Origin of the sequence: Mycolicibacterium arabiense (assembly GCF_010731815.2) — a bacterium.
In the GTDB taxonomy this organism is placed as follows: domain Bacteria; phylum Actinomycetota; class Actinomycetes; order Mycobacteriales; family Mycobacteriaceae; genus Mycobacterium; species Mycobacterium arabiense.
In genome coordinates this window covers 969,495-991,225 of record NZ_AP022593.1, presented here as the reverse complement: position 1 = coordinate 991,225, position 21,731 = coordinate 969,495, and the positions used below count along the sequence as shown (strand labels likewise).

The following is a 21,731-nucleotide window of genomic DNA, read 5'->3' as shown; positions in this document are numbered from 1 at the left end:
CCTCGCGCTAGCGCTCGTCACGGTCTCCTCCAGGCACGGCCGGTCCGCTTCATCATCTCGAACGCCGAGTCGGGACCCCAGCCGCCGGACTCGTAGGGATCCGGCTTGCCGTGCGACTCCCAGTACTGCAGCGCAGGGTCCAGGATCTTCCACGCCAGTTCGACTTCCGCGTTGACGGGGAACAGCGACGGTTCGCCCAGCAGCACGTCGAGGATCAGTCGCTCATAGGCCTCCGGGGACTCCTCGGCGAACGCCGACCCGTAGGAGAAGTCCATGCTGACGTCGCGGACCTCCATGGCGTTGCCGGGCACCTTCGAGCCGAATCGCAGCGTGATGCCCTCGTCGGGCTGCACGCGGATGACGAGCGCGTTCTGGCCGAGTTCCTCGGTCATGGTCGCGTCGAACGGCAGGTGCGGCGCGCGCTTGAAGATCAGCGCGATCTCGGTCACCCTGCGCCCCAACCGCTTCCCCGTTCGCAGGTAGAACGGCACCCCGGCCCACCGGCGGGTATCGACGTCGACGGTGATCGCCGCGAACGTCTCGGTCGTCGACGTCTCCGAGAATCCCTCCTCCTCGAGGAGTCCGACGACCCGTTCGCCGCCCTGCCAGCCCGCGGTGTACTGGCCGCGGGAGGTGGTCTCGTCCAACGGCTGGGCGAGCGTGCTGGCCGAGAGCACCTTGATCTTCTCGGCCTGCAATTCACTGGGCGAGAAGCTCACCGGCTCCTCCATGGCGGTCAGCGCCAAAAGTTGCAGCAGGTGGTTCTGGATGACGTCGCGCGCCGCACCGACCCCGTCGTAGTAGCCGCCGCGACCGCCGAGACCGATGTCCTCGGCCATCGTGATCTGCACGCTGTCGACGTAGTGCGAGTTCCAGACCGGTTCGAACAACTCGTTGGCGAACCGCAGTGCCAGGATGTTCTGCACCGTCTCCTTGCCCAGGTAGTGGTCGATGCGGAACACCGACGACTCCGGGAAGACGCTGTTCACCACACCGTTGAGCGCCTCGGCACTCTCCAGGTCGTGGCCGAACGGCTTCTCGATCACGACGCGTGACCAGCAGCCATCGGGCTTGTTCGCCAGCCCCGACTTGGACAGCTGCTCGCACACGACCGGGAAGGCCTTGGGTGGAATCGACAGGTAGAACGCGTGATTGCCGCCCGTGCCGCGTTCGACGTCGAGTTCGTCGAGGGTCGCCTTGAGCCGCTCGAACGACGACTCGTCGTCGAACGTGCCCTGGACGAACCGGATTCCCTCGGCGAGCCGGTCCCAGACCTCCTGGCGGAACGGCGTCCTCGCGTGCTGCTTCACCGCGTCGTAGACGACCTTGCCGAAGTCCTCGTCGGCCCAGTCCCTACGTGCAAACCCGATCAACGCGAACGACGGAGGCAGCAGCCCACGGTTGGCGAGGTCGTAGATCGCGGGCATCAACTTCTTGCGGGCCAGGTCGCCCGTCACGCCGAAGATCACCACGGCGCACGGCCCCGCGATGCGCGGCATGCGCTTGTCCCGCTTGTCCCGCAGTGGGTTCACCCAGTCGGCCGGACGGTTCGCGCAATCGCTCGCCACCTGCGTCAGGACTTCTTCTCGTCGAGCTGCTGCTGCGTGGCCTCCATGAGCTCGCTCCACGACTTGTCGAACTTCTCGACGCCCTCGTTCTCGAGCGTCAGGAAGACGTCGGTGAGGTCGAGGCCCAGGGCTTCGAGCTTGTCGAACACTTCCTGCGCCGCGTCTGCGGTGCCGGTTACGGTGTCGCCCTTGATCTCGCCGTGGTCGGCGACGGCCTCGAGCGTCTTCTCCGGCATCGTGTTCACGGTGTCCGGCGCGACCAGCTCGGTCACGTAGAGCGTGTCGGAGTAGTCCTCGTTCTTCACGCCGGTCGACGCCCACAGCACGCGCTGCACCCGGGCGCCGGCGGCCTTCAGCTCGCCGAAGCGCTGTCCGCTCTCGAACACCTTCTGGTAGGCGGCGTAGGCCAGTCGCGAGTTGGCGACACCGGCCTGCCCGCGCAGCGCGAGTGCCTCGTCGGAGCCGATCGCCTCGAGTCGCTTGTCGATCTCCGAGTCCACGCGGGACACGAAGAACGAAGCGACGGAATGGATCTTGGTCAGGTCGTGACCGGCTTCCTTGGCCTTCTCGAGGCCGGCGAGGTAGGCGTCCATGACGGCCTCGTGGCGTTCGACCGAGAAGATCAACGTCACGTTGACCGAGATGCCCTCGGCGATCACCGCGGTGATCGCAGGCAGGCCTTCCTCCATCGCCGGGATCTTGATCAGCAGGTTCGGCCGGTCGACGATCTTCCACAGCTCGATGGCTTGGGCGATGGTCTTGTCGGCGTCGCGGGCGAGCCTGGGGTCCACCTCGATGGACACCCGCCCGTCGACTCCGCCGCTCGCCTCGAAGGTCTTCGTGAACAGGTCGCAGGCGTTGCGGACGTCGTCGGTGGTCACCGTGCGGATGGTGGCGTCGACGTCGGCGCCGCGCTCGGCGAGTTCGGCGATCTGCCCGTCGTAGGCGTCACCCTTGGACAGGGCGGCCTGGAAGATCGACGGGTTGGTGGTCACGCCGACGACGCTGCGGGTGTCGATGAGGTTCTGCAGGTTGCCGGACTGCAGTCGCTCACGCGAGAGGTCGTCGAGCCATACGGATACTCCTGCGGCACTCAGCGCCGCGAGGTTCGGGTTCTGAGTCATGCGATTGCCTCTTCTGCTAGATGTCGCGCTAGTTGTCCATCGATCGTTCCGCGGCGGCCACCACTGCCTCCGGCGTGAAGCCGAACTCGCGGAACAACGTCTTGTCGTCGGCCGATTCGCCGTAGTGCTCGATCGAGATGATCTCGCCGGTGTCACCGACCAGCTTGTGCCAGCTCTGCGCCACCGCCGCTTCCACCGCGACGCGGGCCGACACCTCGGGCGGGAGCACGCTGTCGCGGTACTCCTTGGGCTGGCTCTCGAACCACTCGACGCACGGCATGGAGACCACGTAGGCGACGATGTCCTTCTCCGCCAACTGCTTTCGTGCCTCCACTGCCAGCTGCAACTCCGAGCCGGTGGCGATGATGATCACGTCCGCGTCATCGGCCGGCTTGCCGCCGCCGAGCACGTACCCGCCCTTGGACACGCCCTCGAAGTCGGTGCCCTCCAGCACCGGGATGCCCTGGCGGGTCAGGATGAAACCGACGGGGCCGCTGCCGTTGCCGCGCGCCAGGATGCTGCGCCACGCATAGGCGGTCTCGTTCGGGTCGCCCGGCCGCACCACCGACAGGTTCGGGATGGCGCGCAGTGCCGCGAGATGCTCGATCGGCTGGTGGGTCGGACCGTCCTCGCCGAGGCCGATCGAGTCGTGCGTCCAGATGTAGATCGTGTCGATGTCCATCAGGGACGCGAGCCGAACCGCGGGGCGCATGTAGTCCGAGAACTGCAGGAACGTTCCGCCGAACGCGCGGGTGGGTCCGTGCAGCACGATGCCGGACAGGATCGAGCCCATCGCGTGCTCGCGGATGCCGAAGTGCAGGACGCGCCCGTACCAGTCGGCCTGGAAGTCCTCGGTCGAGATCGACGGCGGGCCGAACGACTTGACGCCCTTGATCGTGGTGTTGTTGCTGCCCGCGAGATCGGCGGAGCCACCCCACAGTTCGGGCAGCTTCGGCGCCACGTCGTTGAGCACCTGGCCGAACGCGGCGCGGGTGGCGACGGCCTTGGAGCCGGGCTCCCAGTAGGTGATGTCGGAGTCCCACCCGTCGGGGAGTTCCTCGGCCGTGAGGCGATCGAGGAGCTTCTTGCGCTCCGGCTCGCGCTCGGCCCAGGCGTCGAACTCCGGCTGCCACTTCTCGTGGGCTTCGCGGCCGCGTTCGACGAGCTTGCGGGTGTGCTCGAACACCTCGGGACGCAGCTCGAACGTCTTGTCCGGGTCGAACCCGAGCACCTTCTTGGTGGCGGCCACTTCCTCGTCGCCCAGCGCCGAGCCGTGCACGCCGCCGGTGTTCATCTTGGTGGGTGCCGGATAGCCGATGATCGTGCGCAGCGCGATGAACGACGGCTTGTCGGTGACCTTCTTGGCCTCCGCGATGGCGGCCTCGATGCCAGCGACGTTCTCGCCGCCCTCGACTTCCTGCACGTGCCAGCCGTAGGCGCGGTAACGCGCGGGCACGTCCTCGGACAGCGCGATGTTGGTGTCGTGCTCGATCGAGATCTGATTCTTGTCGTAGAAGACGATCAGGTTCCCGAGCTGCTGCGTGGCCGCGAGCGACGACGCCTCGCTGGTCACGCCCTCTTCGATGTCGCCGTCGGAGGCGATCACGTAGATGAAGTGGTCGAACGGGCTGGTGCCCGGAGCTGCGTCGGGGTCGAACAACCCGCGCTCGAACCGTGCCGCCATCGCCATGCCGACCGACGAGGCGAGACCCTGGCCCAGCGGGCCGGTCGTGATCTCGACGCCCTTGGTGTGCCGGAACTCCGGATGGCCCGGCGTCTTCGACTTGAACGTGCGCAGCGACTCGATGTCCTCGAGTTCCAGGCCGAACCCGCCGAGGAAGAGCTGCAGGTACAGCGTCAGGCTGCTGTGCCCGCAGGACAGGATGAATCGGTCGCGACCCAACCAGTGCACGTCGCTCGGGTCGTGGCGCATCTGCCGCTGGAACAGCGTGTAGGCCAGCGGCGCGAGGCTCATCGCCGTGCCGGGATGGCCGTTGCCGACCTTCTGCACGGCGTCGGCGGCCAGGACGCGGACGGTGTCGACGGCGGCGGAGTCGAGGTCCGTCCAGTCGTCGGGATGGTGGGGTTGGGTGAGTGCGGAAATCTCTTCCACGGTGGTCACGAACTCACTCCTCAGGTAGGAAAGCCAGACGAGTCCACCCTAGTGCTCATGGGTCTCCCGCCGCAGACGGCGGGGGAGAACTGTTGGTCACCGGGCCGAGTCGGGGTGGTGAACCGACCCTGCGGTTCGGCCGTGGCCGCAAAGCGGTCTACCATCGTCTGTAGTAGAAGCTGCGCGCTGCCGCGAAGAAACCGAGGAGTCAACTGCGTGAGCATTCGCGAGCGCGGGGCGCCGAGCCGGATTCGCACCACGTTCATGGCCTATGTCGGGCTGACCAAGCCCCGGGTCATCGAGCTGTTGCTTGTCACTGCGATCCCCGCCATGTTGTTGGCCCATCGCGGCACCGTCGACCCGCTGCTGATCCTCAACACCCTCGTCGGCGGCATGCTGGCCGCGGCGGGTGCCAACACGCTCAACTGCGTGGCCGACGCCGACATCGACAAGGTGATGAAGCGCACGGCACTGCGCCCGCTGGCCCGGGCCACGGTCCCGACCCGCAATGCGCTGATCTTCGGCCTGATTCTGTCCGTGGGCTCGTTCTTCTGGCTGTGGACGACCACCAACCTGCTCTCGGGCGTGCTGGCCGTCGTCACGATCGCGTTCTACGTCTTCGTCTACACCCTGCTGCTCAAGCGCCGCACCTCGCAGAACGTGGTGTGGGGCGGGGCCGCCGGCTGCATGCCGGTGATGATCGGCTGGTCCGCGGTGACGGGCACCATCGAGTGGCCCGCGCTGGTGATGTTCGCGATCATCTTCTTCTGGACGCCACCGCACACCTGGGCGCTGGCGATGCGCTACAAGGACGACTACCGCGCCGCAGGCGTACCGATGCTGCCCGCGGTCGCCACCGAGCGCGAGGTCACCCGGCAGATCCTCATCTACACGTGGCTGACGGTGTTCGCGACGCTGGCGCTCGTGCTGGCCACCGGCTGGCTGTACGCGGTCGTGGCACTGCTCGCCGGTGCTTGGTTCCTCGTCATGGCCCACCAGCTCTACAGCGGCGTCAAGCGCGGCGAGGCCGTCAAGCCGCTGCGGCTGTTCCTGCAGTCGAACAACTACCTCGCGGTCGTGTTCTGCGCATTGGCCGTCGACTCGGCCCTGGCACTGCCGACGCTGCTGCACCTCTGACCGTCGGCTAGCTCGCGTCCCAGCCCGCGCGGCGACCCTGCTTGGTCTGGCCCCGGCGCTTCTTCTCCGCGATCCTGCGCTCCTTGGAACCCCGCGTCGGCCTGGTGGGCCGGCGCGTGGGCGGAGGTGCCGCCGCGGCGTCGCGCAGTAGCTTCGCCATCCGTTCGCGAGCAGCCTCACGGTTCTGCAGCTGCGTGCGGTGCTCACTCGCGGTGACCGTCAGCACGCCGTCGACGAGCCGCCCGCGTAGTCGGCACAGCATCCGGTAGCGCAGCGTCTCCGGTATCGACGGCGAGTGCGCCACGTCGAGCGACAACTCGACGCGGGTGTCGGCCGTGTTCACGCCCTGCCCGCCGGGTCCCGACGAACGGGAGAACCGTTCGTGAAGCTCGGACCCGGACACGACGAACGTCCGTGTCACGTTCAGGTCCCTGGCCACGCCGACAAGCGTGGCACGAGGGGGTCCCGACGTCAGGGCACCAGGACCACCGAGCCGACGGTCTTGCGGCCCTGCAGGTCGGCGTGCGCCCGGGAGGCCTCCGCCAGCGGGTACCGCTCGCTGACCGTCACCTCCAGCGTGCCCGTCGCGATCGCGTCGAGCAGTTCGCCCGCCCGCCAGGAGAACTCGTCGGGGGTAGAGGCGTAGTGGGCAAGCGTCGGTCGGGTCAGGAACAGCGAACCGGCGGCGTTGAGCCGCTGCGGGTCGAACGGGGGCACCGGGCCGCTCGCCGCGCCGAACAGCGCGAGCGTGCCCCGGATCGCCAGGCTGGCGAGGCTCGCCTCGAACGTCGAGGCGCCCACGCCGTCGTACACCGCGGCAACCCCGACACCGCCGGTCAGGTCGCGCACCTTCGCGCCGAACTCCGCCGGGTCGTCGCCGGGGTAGTCGAGGACCTCGATGGCGCCCGCCTTGCGCGACAGCTCGGCCTTGGCCGGCGTCGAGACCGTGGTGATGACCTTCACGGCCATGCTGGTGGCCCACTGGGTCAGGATCAGCCCCACGCCGCCCGCGCCGGCGTGCACCAGCACGGCGTCGCCCTGCTGCACGGGGTAGACGGACTTGATGAGGTAGTGCGCCGTCATGCCCTTGAGCAGCGCCGAGGCGGCGACGTCAGCGGACACGGCGTCCGGGACGTACGCGACGAAGTCGGCCGGGGCCAGGCAGTACTCGGCGTAGGCGCCCACGGCCTGGGCGGTCACCACGCGGTCGCCCACGGCCAGCGCGGCGACGTCCTCGCCGACCTCGGCGACCGTGCCGCACACCTCGGTGCCCACGACGAAGGGCAGTTCGCGCGGATACTGACCCGAACGGAAGTAGGTGTCGATGAAGTTGACGCCGATGGCGTCGGCCTTGATCAGAACCTGGCCCGGCCCGGGTGCGGGCTGAGACTTCTCGACGTAGTTGAGGACTTCGGGTCCGCCCGTTTCGGCGACTTCGATGGCGTGCATGCCACCTATCATTCCAACAGTGAAACTCGCACGGCCCGACGTTCGGCATCCTCGCATCGTCTTCGCAGGTTGCAAGGCCCTCGTCGAGGGTGACGGTGACGACGCGGGGCTCGCGGGAGCGCTCCGGGCGCGTGGTTTGCACGCGCGCTGGCTCGCCTGGGACGACCCCGATACGGAGCGGGCCGACCTGGTCATCCTGCGCGCGACGTGGGACTACACCGACCGTCTCGACGAGTTCCTGGCGTGGACGAGGCGGGTGCCCAACCTGCTCAACGGTCCCGACGTGGTGGCGTGGAACAGCGACAAGCGCTACCTCGACGATCTCGCGACGGCCGGCGTCCCGACTGTGCCCAGCCTGTTCTTCGCGCCCGGTGCGGCCGTGCGAGTGCCCGACGGCGAAGTCGTCGTCAAACCCGCAGTGGGCGCGGGTTCCGTTGGCGCCCGGCGCTTCACCGACCCCGAAGCCGCCGGCCGACACGCCGCCGCACTGCAGGCCTCCGGCCGCACCGCGCTCGTACAGCCGTACGACCCCAGGATCGAGGCAGGCGAGACGGCGCTGGTGTTCCTCGCCGGCCAGCAGTCGCACGCCTTCACCAAGGGCCCGCTGCTGCCACCGCCGGGTAGTGCCCCCGCCATGGACGAATCCGGCACGTACGCCGAGGAGTCGCTGCGCCCGGCAGAACCCGACTTCGAACTGTGGGCAGTCGGGCACGCAGCACTCACGGCTGCAGCGGACCGTCTGGGCAGGGCGCCGTCGGACTTCCTCTACGCCCGCGTCGACGTCATCGGCGAGCGTGACGATCCGCGCCTGCTCGAACTGGAACTGGTCGAGCCGTCGCTGGGATGGCGGCAGCTGAGCGACGAAGACCGTGCGTTACGGCAGCGAGAGTTCGCGCTCGCCGTCGAGTCGGCTCTCGACGGGTTCGGCCTGGGTCCGCTGTCGCATCGACGCCCATAGCGCGGCCGTCGCACCCGTGCAGATCGCGGCGCCCGCGACGTGCACGGCCACCAGGGCTGCGGGCACGCCGGTGAAGAACTGCACCGTTCCGACCATGCCCTGTAGGGCGACCAGGATCACCAGCACGACGAGCCGCATCGTGACCGGGCGCGGTGCGCGCACGGCCAGCAGCGCGAACGCGAGGCCGATCAGCAGGCAGAGGTAGGCGGTCACCAGCGCGGAGTGCCGGTAGACCAGCGTGACGATGTCCAGCCCCAACCGCGGGATGGGCGCGTCGATGCTCTTGTCGCCGGCGTGCGGGCCCGCACCGGTGACCATGGTCCCGGTGACGAGGACCACCGACAGCGCCATGGCGCTCAGAAAGGTCAACTGGCGCAGCGGTTTCGGGACCAGCCGCTGAGGCACTCCGTCGTCGGGTTCGCCGATCTTGACGTACAGCAGCACGGCCAGCCACACCATCGCCATCGACACCAGCAGGTGGATCGCGACCGTCCACCACAGCAGCCCGGTGAGGACGGTGATGCCGCCGATGACCGCCTGCGCGACGGTCGAGGCAGGCATCAGCCAGGCGTAGACGAGCACCTCGCGGCGACGGCGGGCGCGCAGTACCGCGAGGACGGCCAGCGCGGCGGTCAGCACCACCAGGAACGTGATCAGGCGGTTGCCGAACTCCACGGCCTGATGGATTCCGGGGACCTCGGCGTGCGGGACCGGAGTGAAGCTGCCGGGGAAGCACTGGGGCCACGTCGGGCAGCCCAGGCCCGACGCGGTGACGCGGACGATCGAGCCCGTCACCGCGATGCCGCCCTGGGTGAGCACGACGACCGCCGCGATGATGCGCTGCACGCGCAGGCTGGGTAGGGGCAGCAGGTCGACGCCCTTCATGAACAAGCGTCGGATGGCCACGCTTCGATGGTAGGACAAACCGAACTACAGGCCGTAGTAGGGGGCCGGGCGGCTCAGGTGAAGCGGAACCACCGCAGCGCGCACAACGCGGCGACCAGACCCCACGCGGCCAGCACGGCCACGCCGAACCAGTCCACCGACAACGTCATCGCCTGAGTCAACGCCTCGGTGAGCGCGCCCGACGGGGTCAGTCGCGCGATCCAATGCAGGGCGTTCGAGACGATCCCGCCCTCGAGTGTCAGCGCGCCGAATCCTGCGAAGATGAACCACAGCAGATTCGCGACGGCAAGCACGATCTCGGCGCGTAGCGTTCCGCCCAACAGCAGTCCGAGTGATGCGAAGGCGGCAGTGCCGAGCGCGATCACCAGCGCCCCGAGCGCCAGGCCACCGGGTTCCGGGCGCCAACCGAGCCCGATGCCGATCGCACCCAACAGGACCGACTGCAGGAACACGACGGTGACGACGGCCAGCGACTTGCCCGCGATGATGCCCCACACCGGCAGAGCCGTCGCACCGAGACGCTTCAGCGCTCCGTAGCGTCGGTCGAACGCCACCGCGATCGCCTGACCGGTGAACGCCGTCGAGATCACGGCCAACGCCATGATCGCCGGGACGAACGTCGCGGCGCGGTTGGGACCGAAGTCGCCAAGCGGCAGCAGCGTCATCCCGACCAGCAGGGTGATCGGGATGAACATCGTCAGCAGCAGCTGCTCGCCGTTGCGCAGCAGCAGCTTGAGCTCCAGACCGAACTGGGCAGCAAGCATCTTCGGCACCGACGCGGGCCGGGGGTCCGGGGTAAACGTGCCCGGCTCGAACCTGTTCGTCGGCGATGGTTGCGTCATATCCATTGGTTCCTCGCGCAAGCGCTCGTCATATCCATTGGTTCCTCGCGCAAGCGCTCGTCACGGCCGAAGCTCCCGTCCGGTCAGGTCCAGGAACACGTCCTCCAGGCTGCGCTGCTCGACCCGCATGCCCGTGGCGAGCACGTCGAGGCGGGCGCACCAGGACGTCACCGTCGACAGCACCTGCGGATCGACGTGACCCTCCACCAGGTACTCGCCGGGCGCCACCTCCGTCGCGCGGTACGTCTCGGGCAGGGCCGAGATCAGCAGCGACAGGTCAAGTTTCGGGGGAGCGGAGAACCGGAGCTGGTTCTCCGCGCCGCGCTGCATCAACTCACTCGGCGTACCCGTGGCCACCGCCGCGCCGCGATCGATGATCATCAGCCGGTCGGCGAGCTGCTCGGCCTCGGTCAGCTGATGGGTGGTCAGGACCACGGTCACGCCGTCGCGGCGCAGCCCGTCGATCAGGTCCCACACGACGATCCGCGCGTGGGCGTCCATGCCCGCGGTCGGCTCGTCGAGGAACACGAGTTCGGGCCTGCCGACGATGGCGCAGGCGAGTGCCAGCCGCTGCTGCTGACCGCCCGAGAGTCGTCGGTAGGTGGTGCGGGCCGAGTCAGTGAGGCCGAGGACGTCCATCAGCCAGGCCGGGTCCAACGGCCGGGCGGAGTACGCGGCGACCAGACCGAGCATCTCGCCTGCCCGCGCCGCCGGGTAGCCGCCGCCGCCCTGCAGCATGACGCCCATCCGCTCGCGCAGCCGCGCGTTGTCCGCGACCGGATCCAGTCCGAGGATCCGGATGCTGCCCGACTCCGGCTTGAGGAAGCCCTCGCACATCTCGATCGTCGTGGTCTTGCCCGCGCCGTTCGGGCCGAGCAGGGCGAACACCTCGGCCCGCCGCACGTCGAGGTCGAGGCCGTCGACGGCCACGGTCGTGCCGTACCGCTTGGTGATGCCACGCAGACGGACGACGGCGTCCCCCGAGTCGTCGACGTCCGGGGAACCCTCGCGCGCGGAGCCGGGAACGTCGGAACGGGAGGTCACGGAGATTCAGCGTAGGCGTCGGGCCGCGCGGTCGGCGGTGGCGGTGGGTTCGACCCTGCGCTGGGCGGCCCGGGCCGGCCTACGTCGGCGACCTCGGGCTCGAGCGGTGGGCGCCACGGCAGCCGGCGGTAGGTGAACGCGATGAGCAGGGCCACGATGATCGCGCTGGCACCCGTGGCATCGACGATCTGGAACAGCGCGAAGCGGTCACCGTTCGCGGTCGGCCCGAAGATGCCCACGACCAGCGACAACACGATCGTCGTCCCGCGGAACCCGGGCCGCGACGCCCAGGTGGCCAGCGGGATGATCGCCCACAGCAGGTACCAGGGCTGGACGACGGGGAACAGCAGCACCGTCGCGCCCAGTGCGACGCCGAGGCCGCCGACCGGGTTGAGGCGCCCGCGCAGCACTGCGAGCAGCAGCCAGGTCACCAGAATCGCGATGATGATCACACCGATGGCGCGGGTCAGGCCGAGGATCGCCGTCGTGTGGTCGCCGAGTCCGAGCAGGATGCCGACCTGACCGGTGCCCAGCGCCACCAGCGTCGGAGGCGACATCCACGACCGCACCACGTTGGCCGTGCCGAGGGTGAACAGCCACCCGAACCCCAGTCCACTCGCCCAACCGACCAGCGCCATCACGGCCACCGACACGGCGGCCAGCGATCCGCCCGCGAGGAAGAACGCCTTGACGGTCCCGCCCCACCGACACGCCAGGGCCATCGCCACGAACCCGACCGCCAGCAGCGACGGCAGCTTCACCTGCGACGACAGTGCGATCAGCACCGTGCCGAGCAGCAGCATCGCCATGGGCATCCACTGCGCCCACTCGTCCCGGCCGTGCGGCCGCCGCAGCGGGCGGGGCAGCAGCCGGCCCGCGGCCTGCACGCCGCGCAGCGCGAACTCGGTGCCCGCGAGCATCAGGCCGAGCATCAGCGCTTCGTTGTGGATGCCCGCGACCAGGTGCATGAACAGCAGCGGGTTGCACGGTCCCAGCCACAGCGCGCTGACCTCGGCGACGCCGCAGCGGCGCGCCAGGCGCGGCGTGGCCCAGACGATCAGGCCCACGCCGAGCAGCACGACCAGGCGGTGCAGCAGCACCGCGAACACGATGTCGTCGCCGGTGAGTTCGGAGATGCCCCTGCCGATCCAGAGGAACAGCGGTCCGTAGGGGGCGGGTGTGTCCCGCCACAGGCTCGGCACCGACAGGGTGAAGACGTGGTCGAGACCCAGACCCGGCGCGGGTCCCACGACGTAGGGGTCCAGCCCGTTGCGGGCGATCGCGCTCTGCGCGAGGTAGGAGTAGACGTCCTTGCTGTACATCGGGGGAGCGATCAGCAGCGGCAACGCCCACAGCAGCAGGGTGCGGTCGATCTGGCTGCGTGACATGCGCCGGGGACCGAGCGCGAAGCGGCCGAGCATCAGCCAGGCCAGCGCCATGATGACCGCGCCGGTGGTGGTCATCGTCAGCGACACGGTCTGGATGCGCGACGGCAGGTTGAGCAGTCGGACGCCGAACGTGGGGTCCTGGACCACGGGCCGGGCACCCGCGCCGAGCGCCCCGATCGCCATGAGCACCGTGCCCGTCGCGCCGAACACGCGGGTGCGGCGCATCAGCGCCACCTCGTCGGCCTTCAGAGGCGACCCGATCGCGACCTCGTCGGCGTGCCAACGGGCGACGGCCGAGCTGAGAGACTGTAGGCGGGTTGCCATCACAGCAGCGTAACCGGCGTCGTATTCCCGTCCGGAGGTGTGATTGTTCTCCCCGCGAGCTAAGGGTCACCTTGCTAGACCGACCCCTGGAATTGCGTCACACTGGTGTTGTGAAATTCCGTTCCGAGGTCGCGCGTGGGCATGACGCCATGCCTGCGACCCAGGACGGGCACACCAGGAAGGCGATCATCCGGCTGCTGCTGGAATCGGGCTCCATCACCGCGAGCGCGATCGGCGACAGGCTGGGGATCTCGGCCGCAGGGGTGCGTCGTCACCTCGACGCCCTCATCGAGGCCGGTGACGCCGAGTCGGTGGCCGCCGCGAGCTGGCAGCACAGTGGCCGTGGCCGTCCCGCACGCCGCTACCGCCTGAGCGCCGGTGGCCGGGCCAAGCTCGAGCACGCCTACGACGACCTCGCCGTCGCCGCGATGCGTCAGTTGCGCGAGATCGGCGGCGACGACGCGATCCGCACGTTCGCCAGGCGTCGCATCGACACCATCCTCTCGGGAGTATCCGACGGCCCAGCCGACGTTGCGACCAAGGTCGACCGCGTCGCGGACGCGTTGACCGAGGCGGGTTACGCCACCACGACGGCGCCGGTGTCCGGCCCGCTCAGCGGGGTGCAGATCTGCCAGCACCACTGCCCGGTGTCGCACGTCGCCGAGGAGTTTCCCGAGTTGTGCGACGCCGAGCGCGAGGCGTTCGCCGAGATCCTGGGCACCCACGTCCAGCGGCTGTCGACGATCGTCAACGGCGACTTCGCCTGCACCACGCACGTTCCCGTCGACCCAGGCAAGCACGCCACCGGCGCGCACGCCCCAGACACGCAGTTCCCTCGGCATCCAGCCCTCGCCGAGTCCACCACCACGATCGAGCAAGGAGCGTCGACATGACGACCACCCCCGAGGCACCACAGCTGACCCAGGAAGAGACCATCGCGTCGCTGGGCACCTACGGCTACGGCTGGGCGGACTCCGACGTCGCGGGCGCCAGTGCCCAGCGTGGCCTCAGCGAGGCCGTGGTGCGCGACATCTCGGCCAAGAAGAGCGAACCGCAGTGGATGCTCGACATGCGCCTGAAGGCACTGCGCACCTTCGACAAGAAGCCGATGCCGAACTGGGGTTCCGACCTCGAGGGCATCTTCTTCGACAACATCAAGTACTTCGTGCGGTCCAGCGAGAAGCAGGCTGCCACGTGGGACGACCTGCCGGCCGACATCAAGAACACCTACGACAAGCTGGGCATCCCCGAGGCCGAGAAGCAGCGCCTGGTGTCCGGTGTCGCGGCGCAGTACGAGTCCGAGGTCGTCTACCACTCGATCCGCGAGGATCTCGAGGCCCAGGGCGTCATCTTCCTCGACACCGACTCGGCGCTGAAGCAGCATCCCGAGCTGTTCCAGGAGTACTTCGGCACGGTGATCCCGGCCGGTGACAACAAGTTCTCCGCGCTGAACACCGCGGTGTGGTCGGGTGGCTCGTTCATCTACGTGCCCAAGGGCGTCCATGTGGACATCCCGCTGCAGGCCTACTTCCGCATCAACACCGAGAACATGGGCCAGTTCGAGCGCACGCTGATCATCGTCGACGAGGACGCCTACGTGCACTACGTCGAGGGCTGCACCGCGCCGATCTACAAGTCCGACTCGCTGCACTCCGCGGTCGTCGAGATCATCGTCAAGCCCGGTGGCCGCTGCCGCTACACCACCATCCAGAACTGGTCGAACAACGTCTACAACCTGGTCACCAAGCGGGCGCGGGCCGAGGCCGGCGCGACCATGGAGTGGGTCGACGGCAACATCGGCTCCAAGGTGACCATGAAGTACCCGGCGGTCTGGATGACCGGAGAGCACGCCAAGGGCGAGGTCCTGTCGGTCGCGTTCGCGGGCGAGGGCCAGCACCAGGACACTGGCGCCAAGATGCTCCACCTCGCGCCGAACACGTCGAGCAACATCGTCTCGAAGTCGGTGGCGCGTGGCGGCGGTCGGGCGTCCTACCGTGGCCTGGTCCAGGTCAACAAGGGTGCGCACGGATCGCGTTCGAGCGTGAAGTGCGATGCGCTGCTGGTCGATTCGATCAGCCGCAGCGACACCTACCCGTACGTCGACATCCGCGAGGACGACGTCACGATGGGCCACGAGGCCACCGTCTCCAAGGTCAGTGCGGATCAGCTGTTCTACCTGATGAGCCGCGGCATGACCGAGGACGAGGCCATGGCGATGGTCGTTCGCGGCTTCGTCGAGCCCATCGCGAAGGAACTGCCGATGGAGTACGCGCTCGAACTGAACCGGCTCATCGAACTGCAGATGGAAGGCGCCGTCGGGTGACCCAGAACAATCTGACCGAAGCGGCCGAGGCCGCCAAGAACGGCGGGTCGACGCTCGCGGCCCTCAACAAGGGCGAGCTGTTCTCGTCGTTCGACGTCAACGCGTTCGAGGTGCCGGGCGGTCGCGACGAACTGTGGCGGTTCACCCCGCTCAAGCGTCTGCGCGGCCTGCACGACGGATCGGCTCCCGCCACCGGCTCGGCGGCGATCACGGTCACCGAGCGTCCCGGTGTCACCGTCGAGACGGTCGCCCGCGGCGACGCGCGCCTGGGTCAGGGTGGCGTGCCGTCGGACCGGGTTGCGGCGCAGGCATTCTCGTCGTTCGAACAGGCCACCATCGTCACGGTCGCGCGCGACACCGAGGTGTCCGAGCCCATCGAGATCACCGTCGACGGACCCGGCGAGGGCGCGGTGGCCTACGGGCACCTGCAGATCCGCATCGAGGAACTGTCCCGGGCCATCGTCGTGGTGGACCTGCGGGGTAGCGGCACCCTTGCCGACAACGTCGAGATCATCGTCGGCGACGCCGCCGGACTCGGCGTCATCTGGATCGCCGACTGGGCCGACGACATGGTCCACGTCAGTGCCCATCACGCAAAGCTCGGCAAGGACGCCGTGCTGGGCCACGTCAACGTCACCCTCGGTGGCGACGTCGTGCGTACCGCGGCCAACGTGCGCTTCACCGCCCCCGGTGGTGACGCGCAGATGCTCGGCACCTACTTCGCCGACGACGGACAGCACTTCGAGTCACGGCTCCTGATCGACCACGCGCAGCCGAACTGCAAGTCCGACGTGCTGTACAAGGGTGCGCTGCAAGGCGATCCGGACTCCAACAAGCCCGACGCCCACACGGTGTGGATCGGCGACGTGCTGATCCGTGCCGAGGCCACCGGCACCGACACCTACGAGGCGAACCGCAACCTGGTGCTCACCGACGGCGCCCGCGCCGACTCGGTGCCCAACCTCGAGATCGAGACCGGTGAGATCGCCGGCGCCGGACACGCCAGTGCGACCGGCCGCTTCGATGACGAGCAGCTGTTCTACCTGCGTGCCCGAGGCATCCCCGAGGAGCAGGCCCGTCGCCTGGTGGTACGCGGTTTCTTCGGCGAGATCATCGCCAAGATCGCCGTGCCCGCAGTGCGTGAGCGACTGACCGAAGCCATCGAACGAGAACTAGCCATCACCGAATCGAGAAGTAGCTGACATGACCACTCTTGAAGTGAAAGACCTCCACGCCTCCGTCATCTCCGCCGAGGGCGGCGCCGACATCGAAATCCTCAAGGGCGTGAACCTGACCGTGCGGTCGGGCGAGACCCATGCGGTCATGGGACCCAACGGATCCGGCAAGTCGACGCTGTCCTACGCCATCGCCGGCCACCCGAAGTACACCGTCACGTCGGGATCGATCACCCTCGATGGCGAGGACGTCCTCGAGATGAGCGTCGACGAGCGCGCCCGCGCGGGCCTGTTCCTGGCGATGCAGTACCCCGTCGAGGTGCCCGGTGTGTCGATGTCGAACTTCCTGCGCACGGCGGCCACCGCCGTCCGCGGCGAGGCGCCGAAGCTCCGGCACTGGGTCAAGGAGGTCAAGACCGCGATGAGCGATCTCGACATCGACCCGGCGTTCAGCGAGCGCAGCGTGAACGAAGGCTTCTCCGGCGGTGAGAAGAAGCGCCACGAGATCCTGCAGCTCGGCCTGCTCAAGCCGAAGATCGCGATCCTCGACGAGACCGATTCGGGCCTCGACGTCGACGCGCTGCGCGTCGTCAGCGAGGGCGTCAATCGCTACGCGGCGGCGGAGAACGCCGGCGTGCTGCTGATCACCCACTACACGCGCATCCTGCGCTACATCCAGCCGCAGTTCGTGCACGTCTTCTTCGACGGCCGGATCATCGAGTCCGGCGGTCCGGAGTTGGCCGACGAACTCGAGGAGAACGGCTACGAGCGCTTCACGCAGTCTGCCGCTTCGGGAGCCTGACGTGACGGCCACGCGGACCTCTGACGTCGACGTGGCCGTGGACGTCGAGCGGATTCGCACGGACTTCCCGATCCTCGACCGGGTGATGCGTGGCGGAAATCGGTTGGCGTACCTCGACTCCGGTGCCACGTCGCAGAAGCCGCTCGCCGTTCTCGACGCCGAGCGCGACTTCCTGCTGACCTCTAACGGTGCGGTGCACCGCGGGGCCCATCAGCTGATGGAGGAGTCGACCGACGCCTACGAGCAGGGGCGTGCGGACATTGCCCGTTTCGTGGGGGCCGGCACCGACGAACTCGTGTTCACCAAGAACGCGACGGAGGCCATCAACCTGGTCGCCTACACGTTGGGCGACAAGCGTTTCGAGCGAGCGGTCGGCCCCGGCGACGTGATCGTCACGACCGAACTCGAGCACCACGCCAACCTGATCCCCTGGCAGGAGCTGGCGTTGCGCACCGGCGCGACGCTGCGCTGGTATGGCGTGACTGAGGACGGTCGTATCGATCTGGACTCCCTCGAACTCGACGAGCGAGTCAAGGTCGTGGCGTTCAGCCACCATTCGAATGTCACCGGTGCCGTGGCGCCGGTCGCTGAGCTGGTGGCGCGCGCCAAGGCCGTCGGAGCGCTGACCGTGCTGGACGCCTGCCAGTCGGTGCCGCACCAGCCCGTCGACTTCCATGCCCTCGACGTCGACTTCGCCGCCTTCTCCGGGCACAAGATGATGGGCCCCACCGGGATCGGCGTGCTTTACGGCAGGCAGCGGCTCCTCGAGCAGATGCCGCCCTTCCTGACCGGCGGATCGATGATTGAGACCGTCACGATGGAGGCGACGACCTACGCACCGGCGCCGCAGCGCTTCGAGGCAGGTACCCCGATGACGTCGCAGGTCGTCGGATTGGGCGCCGCCGCACGGTATCTGGACGAGATCGGGATGGCCGCGGTGCACCAGCACGAGTCGCGGCTGGTGGCGGCGGCCCTCGAGGGGCTCGGTGCCATCGACGGCGTCCGCATCATCGGGCCGACCTCGCTCGAGAATCGCGGCTCCCCGGTGTCGTTCGTGGTGGACGGCGTGCACGCCCACGACGTCGGGCAGGTACTCGATGACGAAGGCGTGGCCGTGCGGGTGGGCCACCACTGCGCGTGGCCGCTGCACCGTCGGTTCGGCATCGCGGCGACGGCGCGTGCGTCGTTCGCCGTTTACAACACGCTCGACGAGGTCGACAGACTGGTCGCGGGCGTTCGTCGGGCGATCGATTTCTTCGGGGCGGGGGACTGACCGTCGTGCGCCTGGAGCAGATGTATCAGGAAGTGATCCTCGATCACTACAAGCGGCCCCACAACCGTGGGCTGCGCGACCCGTTCGCGGCGGAGGTGTCGCACGTCAACCCGACCTGCGGCGACGAGGTGACGTTGCGCGTGACGCTGTCGGGTGACGGTGAGACTGTCACCGACGTGTCCTACGACGGCCAGGGCTGCTCGATCAGCCAGGCCTCGACCTCGGTGCTCACCGACCAGGTGATCGGCCTGACGGTGGGGGATGCGATGAAGACCGTCGCGTCGTTCAGCGAGATGGTGTCGTCGCGCGGGACGATCGACGGTGACGAGGACGTGATCGGCGATGGCATCGCCTTCGCGGGGGTAGCCAAGTACCCGGCGCGCGTGAAGTGCGCGCTGCTGGGCTGGATGGCGTTCAAGGCCGCGCTGGCCGAGGCCATGCCACAAGACCAGATCGAGGCGCAAGCCAGTGAGGAGACGCCGGATGAGCGACACCGTAGTGCCCAATGAGGAGTTCGTTGCCGACCTCGAGGAGGCGATGCGTGACGTCGTCGACCCCGAACTCGGCATCAACGTCGTGGACCTGGGCCTCGTGTACGGCCTGGACGTCGAGGAGGGCGACACCGGCAAGGTGGCGCTCATCGACATGACGCTGACGTCGGCCGCTTGCCCGCTGACCGACGTCATCGAGGATCAGTCGCGCAGCGCGCTCGTCGGTGCCGGCCTGGTCAATGACATCAAGATCAACTGGGTGTGGAACCCGCCGTGGGGGCCGGACAAGATCACCGAGGACGGCCGCGAGCAATTGCGGGCGCTCGGCTTCACCGTCTAGGCGGCGCGGCGGACCACCACTCGGAAGCGTGCGACGTCGATGCTGGTGACGTGTTCGGTGTTGAGGCCGGGTAGTGGTGGTGCCTTCGAGCTGTAGGTGGTGCCGGTGGGCGTGGTGACGTCGGTTGTGTGACAGTCGAATTCGTGGGACGTGCGGACGCGCCAGCCGGGTGCTTCCTTGGCGTAGTTGCACGCTTCGCACAGTCCGTTGCCGTTGACTGCGGAGGTGGGCCCACCCCGCGCGTTGGGTTCGGCGTGGTCGGTGTGGCGGATCGGTGCGTTGCAGTAGGGGGTGCGGCAGGTGTCGTCGCGTAGGGCGATGAACGTCGCCAACGCCTTGGGGAAGAGCCGGGCGCGGGATTCCATGGTCACCAGCGCTCCGGTCTTCGGGTGGCGGTAGAGCCGGCGCAGCGTCGCCCGCGACCGCTCGTCGCCCACTGCGTTGGAGATCAGGTGTCGTGCGACGGTGGCGGGGATCGGTCCGTACCCGGGAACGCGGGCGGGTTCGGTGTCGCCGCCGAGCAGGGTTTCGTCGGTGATCACCACGTCGACGGTGACCGGGACGGGGGTGTCGGCGGTGCGGCCGGTGATGCGTTCGACGGCGGTGTCGGCCATGACCTGCCCGCGGCTGCGGCCGTCGCTGGTGGTGTCGGCGGCGCGTTTGAGGGCGGCGTAGATCGACACGCCTTGGGCGACGGGAAGCAGGATGCTGACCCAGGCCATGGTGTCGGCGGCGGGGCGGATGCTGACGCACCGGTCCTCGTGCGCGCGGCGAGCCTTGTCGACCACGGCGTGGGGGTCGAGGCGGTAGGCGATGGCCTTGGCGTCGGCTTCGATGCGCTTGTCACCCTTACCCACCAGCGTCGCAGGGTCGGCACACATCTCGGCGTCGAGGGTGCGGCGGTCCTCGACTTCGAGGCAGGCCGATTCCCGCACGAGCAGTGTCGCCCGCCACTCGGAGAGGATCCCGGTTTCCAGGGCGGCCAGGGTGTGGGGCATTTCGTGGACCAGGGCGCGGGCGAATCCGAGGTGGCGACTGCCCTGTTTCGGCGACTCCCGGCGGGCCAGCCCGACTTCGGAGGCGAGGCCCTGGCCGCGCTTGCGCATCGGGACCCCGGCGTCGGCTTCGGCGGTGCGGCGTTTCAGGTCCAGGGCGGCGGTCATGCGGGCTTGGGCTGCGGCGGCGGTGGCCTTGAGTCGCTCCAGTTGGGCGATGCGGTCGATCAGGCCGGCCTCGTCCACCGTGGTGGGGTCGAAGTCCAGCATGTCGAACATGTGTTCGATTATGCCAACGGGGTCCGACAAGAAGAGCCGAACGGAGCCCCGGTTTCCTACGCCGACAGTTGCAAATAGCCGCCACGGGCGAACACGTCGCTGCCCGCGCGCTCGACGCCGTCGGCGCCCCGTACCCGCGTGATGACCAAGGCACGGTTGGCGCCCCGGTGGGCGTTCGGGCCGCACACCACGGCGCCGCCGCCCTCCTGCACGATCACCCGCCCGACCGTGCCGCCGAACCGCGCCTTCGACGTGTGCGCCTCGAGCACTTCCAGGCGCTCGCCGCGGTAGAACGTGAACGCCCGCGGATACGGAGCCGACAGCGCGCGCACGAACCTCTCGAGATCCTCTGCAGGCCATGACAGTTCGAGCAGGCTGTCCCGCTCCGAACGCTTGTGGAAGTACGTCTGCTCGTCCCTGTTCTGCGGCCGCCAGACCGGCGTCCCCGATTCCAGCGCGTCGAGCGCGTCGCGGAGTACCTCGGGGATCAGGTCCATGGTCCGCAGGACCAACTCGGTGCCGGTATCGGTGTTTCCGATCGGCAACGACCGCTGAACGAGCACGTCGCCGGTGTCCAAGCCCTCGTCCATGCGATGAACGGTCAGGCCCGTGTGGGTCTCCCCGCTGATCAGCGCCCACAGCACGGGCGAGAACCCGGTGCCCCTAGGCAACATCGAGTCGTGAAAGTTCAAGGTGCCGTGCGGCGGTAGGTCGTACAACTCGGCAGGCCACTTGGTGTACCAGCTGTTGACGACGTTGACGTCGGGCTCGGATCGCTTGACGAGATCGATCGTCTCGGCGTCGATCCGGTCGGTGAGATGGACCGGAATGTCGTGCTCGCGGGCCAGTTCCTCGACTGAGTCCGACCAGATCGCCTTGTAGGACTGCGTACTCGCGGGGTGCGTGACCACCAGCGGAACGTCCTGGTCCAAGTCGAGCAGGGCCTGCAGGGTGCGGCGGCCCCACGTCTGGAAACCGAAGAAGACGACGCGCATCGCTGAGTTCCTCCATGAGTCGGGGCCGGACGGGTCGGGGTCCCGATCTTGGGGGACGTTGCTGGCGCGGCCGGAGGTTACCCTAGCCTAAGCTCAGTCACGATAGTCAAATCAGCCCCGCCAGCGGTCTGGCGCTTTCACCGAAACCCTTCCACCAGCAAACTCTCGAACGTAGCCCCCACAACGCCGTCATAATTTGGTAAGA

At 68.4% G+C, this 21,731-nt stretch carries 20 protein-coding genes; 9 read left to right on the top strand and 11 right to left on the bottom strand.

The genetic code is table 11. The features are described 5' to 3' along the window. Window positions 1-17 precede the first annotated feature (17 nt). The 3 genes from zwf to tkt all read right to left on the bottom strand — a co-directional run bounded on the left by zwf (window position 18) and on the right by tkt (window position 4,814). Entirely contained in the window at window positions 18-1,499 is a 1,482-nt protein-coding gene (zwf, locus tag G6N61_RS06335) for a glucose-6-phosphate dehydrogenase (RefSeq protein ID WP_235887591.1), read from the bottom strand. Between the two features lie 74 nt (window positions 1,500-1,573). Then, on the bottom strand, window positions 1,574-2,692 hold the full coding sequence (gene tal / locus G6N61_RS06330) for a transaldolase (RefSeq protein ID WP_163917757.1): 1,119 nt from the start codon (window positions 2,690-2,692) through the stop codon (window positions 1,574-1,576). Between the two features lie 28 nt (window positions 2,693-2,720). Then, entirely contained in the window at window positions 2,721-4,814 is a 2,094-nt protein-coding gene (tkt, locus tag G6N61_RS06325) for a transketolase (RefSeq protein ID WP_163917756.1), read from the bottom strand. Between the two features lie 207 nt (window positions 4,815-5,021). Between tkt and G6N61_RS06320 the strand changes: the two genes are divergently transcribed. Then, window positions 5,022-5,942, top strand: coding sequence for a heme o synthase (locus tag G6N61_RS06320; protein WP_163917755.1), 921 nt, complete (start codon window positions 5,022-5,024; stop codon window positions 5,940-5,942). A 7-nt stretch (window positions 5,943-5,949) separates the two neighbouring features. Here G6N61_RS06320 and arfB read toward each other — a convergent pair whose 3' ends face one another. Both arfB and G6N61_RS06310 read right to left on the bottom strand, forming a co-directional pair. Continuing rightward, the gene (gene arfB, locus G6N61_RS06315) at window positions 5,950-6,381 is read right to left on the bottom strand and encodes an alternative ribosome rescue aminoacyl-tRNA hydrolase ArfB (RefSeq protein ID WP_163917754.1); all 432 of its coding nucleotides are present in this window, start codon (window positions 6,379-6,381) and stop codon (window positions 5,950-5,952) included. A gap of 32 nt (window positions 6,382-6,413) precedes the next feature. Beyond that, entirely contained in the window at window positions 6,414-7,391 is a 978-nt protein-coding gene (locus G6N61_RS06310; RefSeq protein ID WP_163917753.1) for a quinone oxidoreductase family protein, read from the bottom strand. A gap of 19 nt (window positions 7,392-7,410) precedes the next feature. On the opposite strand from G6N61_RS06310, the gene G6N61_RS06305 reads away from it, so the two are divergent. Beyond that, complete coding sequence (locus G6N61_RS06305; RefSeq protein ID WP_163917752.1) at window positions 7,411-8,349, top strand: ATP-grasp domain-containing protein; 939 nt, start codon at window positions 7,411-7,413, stop codon at window positions 8,347-8,349. Here G6N61_RS06305 and G6N61_RS06300 read toward each other — a convergent pair. The 4 genes from G6N61_RS06300 to mptB all read right to left on the bottom strand — a co-directional run bounded on the left by G6N61_RS06300 (window position 8,266) and on the right by mptB (window position 12,853). Beyond that, the gene (locus tag G6N61_RS06300) at window positions 8,266-9,255 is read right to left on the bottom strand and encodes a COX15/CtaA family protein (RefSeq protein ID WP_163917751.1); all 990 of its coding nucleotides are present in this window, start codon (window positions 9,253-9,255) and stop codon (window positions 8,266-8,268) included. The genes G6N61_RS06305 and G6N61_RS06300 overlap by 84 nt on opposite strands. Window positions 9,256-9,308: 53 nt before the next feature. Continuing rightward, window positions 9,309-10,097, bottom strand: a complete 789-nt coding sequence (locus G6N61_RS06295) for an ABC transporter permease (protein WP_163917750.1) — start codon at window positions 10,095-10,097, stop codon at window positions 9,309-9,311. 60 nt (window positions 10,098-10,157) lie between these two features. Then, the gene (locus tag G6N61_RS06290; RefSeq protein ID WP_235887590.1) at window positions 10,158-11,060 is read right to left on the bottom strand and encodes an ABC transporter ATP-binding protein; all 903 of its coding nucleotides are present in this window, start codon (window positions 11,058-11,060) and stop codon (window positions 10,158-10,160) included. Between the two features lie 77 nt (window positions 11,061-11,137). Continuing rightward, a complete protein-coding gene (mptB, locus tag G6N61_RS06285; protein WP_163917748.1) occupies window positions 11,138-12,853 on the bottom strand; it encodes a polyprenol phosphomannose-dependent alpha 1,6 mannosyltransferase MptB in 1,716 nt (571 codons plus the stop codon). A gap of 149 nt (window positions 12,854-13,002) precedes the next feature. On the opposite strand from mptB, the gene G6N61_RS06280 reads away from it, so the two are divergent. The 7 genes from G6N61_RS06280 to G6N61_RS06250 are packed head-to-tail and all read left to right on the top strand — an operon-like array spanning window position 13,003 to window position 19,257. Then, window positions 13,003-13,746 (top strand): helix-turn-helix transcriptional regulator, encoded by a 744-nt coding sequence (locus G6N61_RS06280; RefSeq protein WP_163924633.1) that lies wholly within the window; start codon window positions 13,003-13,005, stop codon window positions 13,744-13,746. Beyond that, window positions 13,743-15,176, top strand: coding sequence for a Fe-S cluster assembly protein SufB (gene sufB, locus G6N61_RS06275; protein WP_163917747.1), 1,434 nt, complete (start codon window positions 13,743-13,745; stop codon window positions 15,174-15,176). The genes G6N61_RS06280 and sufB overlap by 4 nt, the downstream gene beginning before the upstream one ends. After that, on the top strand, window positions 15,173-16,378 hold the full coding sequence (gene sufD / locus G6N61_RS06270; protein ID WP_179973581.1) for a Fe-S cluster assembly protein SufD: 1,206 nt from the start codon (window positions 15,173-15,175) through the stop codon (window positions 16,376-16,378). The genes sufB and sufD overlap by 4 nt, the downstream gene beginning before the upstream one ends. Before the next feature lies 1 nt (window position 16,379). Beyond that, window positions 16,380-17,153: a Fe-S cluster assembly ATPase SufC gene (sufC, locus tag G6N61_RS06265; protein WP_163917746.1), complete on the top strand. Its 774-nt coding sequence runs from the start codon at window positions 16,380-16,382 to the stop codon at window positions 17,151-17,153. Window position 17,154: 1 nt separating this feature from the next. Beyond that, complete coding sequence (locus G6N61_RS06260) at window positions 17,155-18,426, top strand: cysteine desulfurase (protein WP_163917745.1); 1,272 nt, start codon at window positions 17,155-17,157, stop codon at window positions 18,424-18,426. 5 nt (window positions 18,427-18,431) lie between these two features. Continuing rightward, entirely contained in the window at window positions 18,432-18,935 is a 504-nt protein-coding gene (gene sufU, locus G6N61_RS06255) for a Fe-S cluster assembly sulfur transfer protein SufU (protein ID WP_163917744.1), read from the top strand. Further along, the gene (locus G6N61_RS06250; RefSeq protein ID WP_163917743.1) at window positions 18,910-19,257 is read left to right on the top strand and encodes a metal-sulfur cluster assembly factor; all 348 of its coding nucleotides are present in this window, start codon (window positions 18,910-18,912) and stop codon (window positions 19,255-19,257) included. The genes sufU and G6N61_RS06250 overlap by 26 nt, the downstream gene beginning before the upstream one ends. On the opposite strand, the gene G6N61_RS06245 is transcribed toward G6N61_RS06250, so the two are convergent. Together G6N61_RS06245 and G6N61_RS06240 are read right to left on the bottom strand one after the other, a co-directional pair. After that, a complete protein-coding gene (locus tag G6N61_RS06245) occupies window positions 19,254-20,531 on the bottom strand; it encodes an HNH endonuclease (protein WP_220101436.1) in 1,278 nt (425 codons plus the stop codon). The genes G6N61_RS06250 and G6N61_RS06245 overlap by 4 nt on opposite strands. A gap of 56 nt (window positions 20,532-20,587) precedes the next feature. After that, complete coding sequence (locus tag G6N61_RS06240) at window positions 20,588-21,526, bottom strand: methionyl-tRNA formyltransferase (protein ID WP_163917742.1); 939 nt, start codon at window positions 21,524-21,526, stop codon at window positions 20,588-20,590. Between the last annotated feature and the right edge of the window lie 205 nt (window positions 21,527-21,731).

Coding starts and splice junctions, on each gene's coding strand:
- sufC (WP_163917746.1), top strand. CDS start 16,380: ATGACCACTCTTGAAGTGAAAGACCTCCACGCCTCCGTCATCTCCGCC.
- tal (WP_163917757.1), bottom strand. CDS start 2,692: ATGACTCAGAACCCGAACCTCGCGGCGCTGAGTGCCGCAGGAGTATCC.
- G6N61_RS06245 (WP_220101436.1), bottom strand. CDS start 20,531: ATGTTCGACATGCTGGACTTCGACCCCACCACGGTGGACGAGGCCGGC.
- sufB (WP_163917747.1), top strand. CDS start 13,743: ATGACGACCACCCCCGAGGCACCACAGCTGACCCAGGAAGAGACCATC.
- G6N61_RS06310 (WP_163917753.1), bottom strand. CDS start 7,391: ATGCACGCCATCGAAGTCGCCGAAACGGGCGGACCCGAAGTCCTCAAC.
- zwf (WP_235887591.1), bottom strand. CDS start 1,499: ATGCCGCGCATCGCGGGGCCGTGCGCCGTGGTGATCTTCGGCGTGACG.
- G6N61_RS06295 (WP_163917750.1), bottom strand. CDS start 10,097: ATGACGCAACCATCGCCGACGAACAGGTTCGAGCCGGGCACGTTTACC.
- G6N61_RS06280 (WP_163924633.1), top strand. CDS start 13,003: ATGCCTGCGACCCAGGACGGGCACACCAGGAAGGCGATCATCCGGCTG.
- G6N61_RS06250 (WP_163917743.1), top strand. CDS start 18,910: ATGAGCGACACCGTAGTGCCCAATGAGGAGTTCGTTGCCGACCTCGAG.
- G6N61_RS06240 (WP_163917742.1), bottom strand. CDS start 21,526: ATGCGCGTCGTCTTCTTCGGTTTCCAGACGTGGGGCCGCCGCACCCTG.
- mptB (WP_163917748.1), bottom strand. CDS start 12,853: ATGGCAACCCGCCTACAGTCTCTCAGCTCGGCCGTCGCCCGTTGGCAC.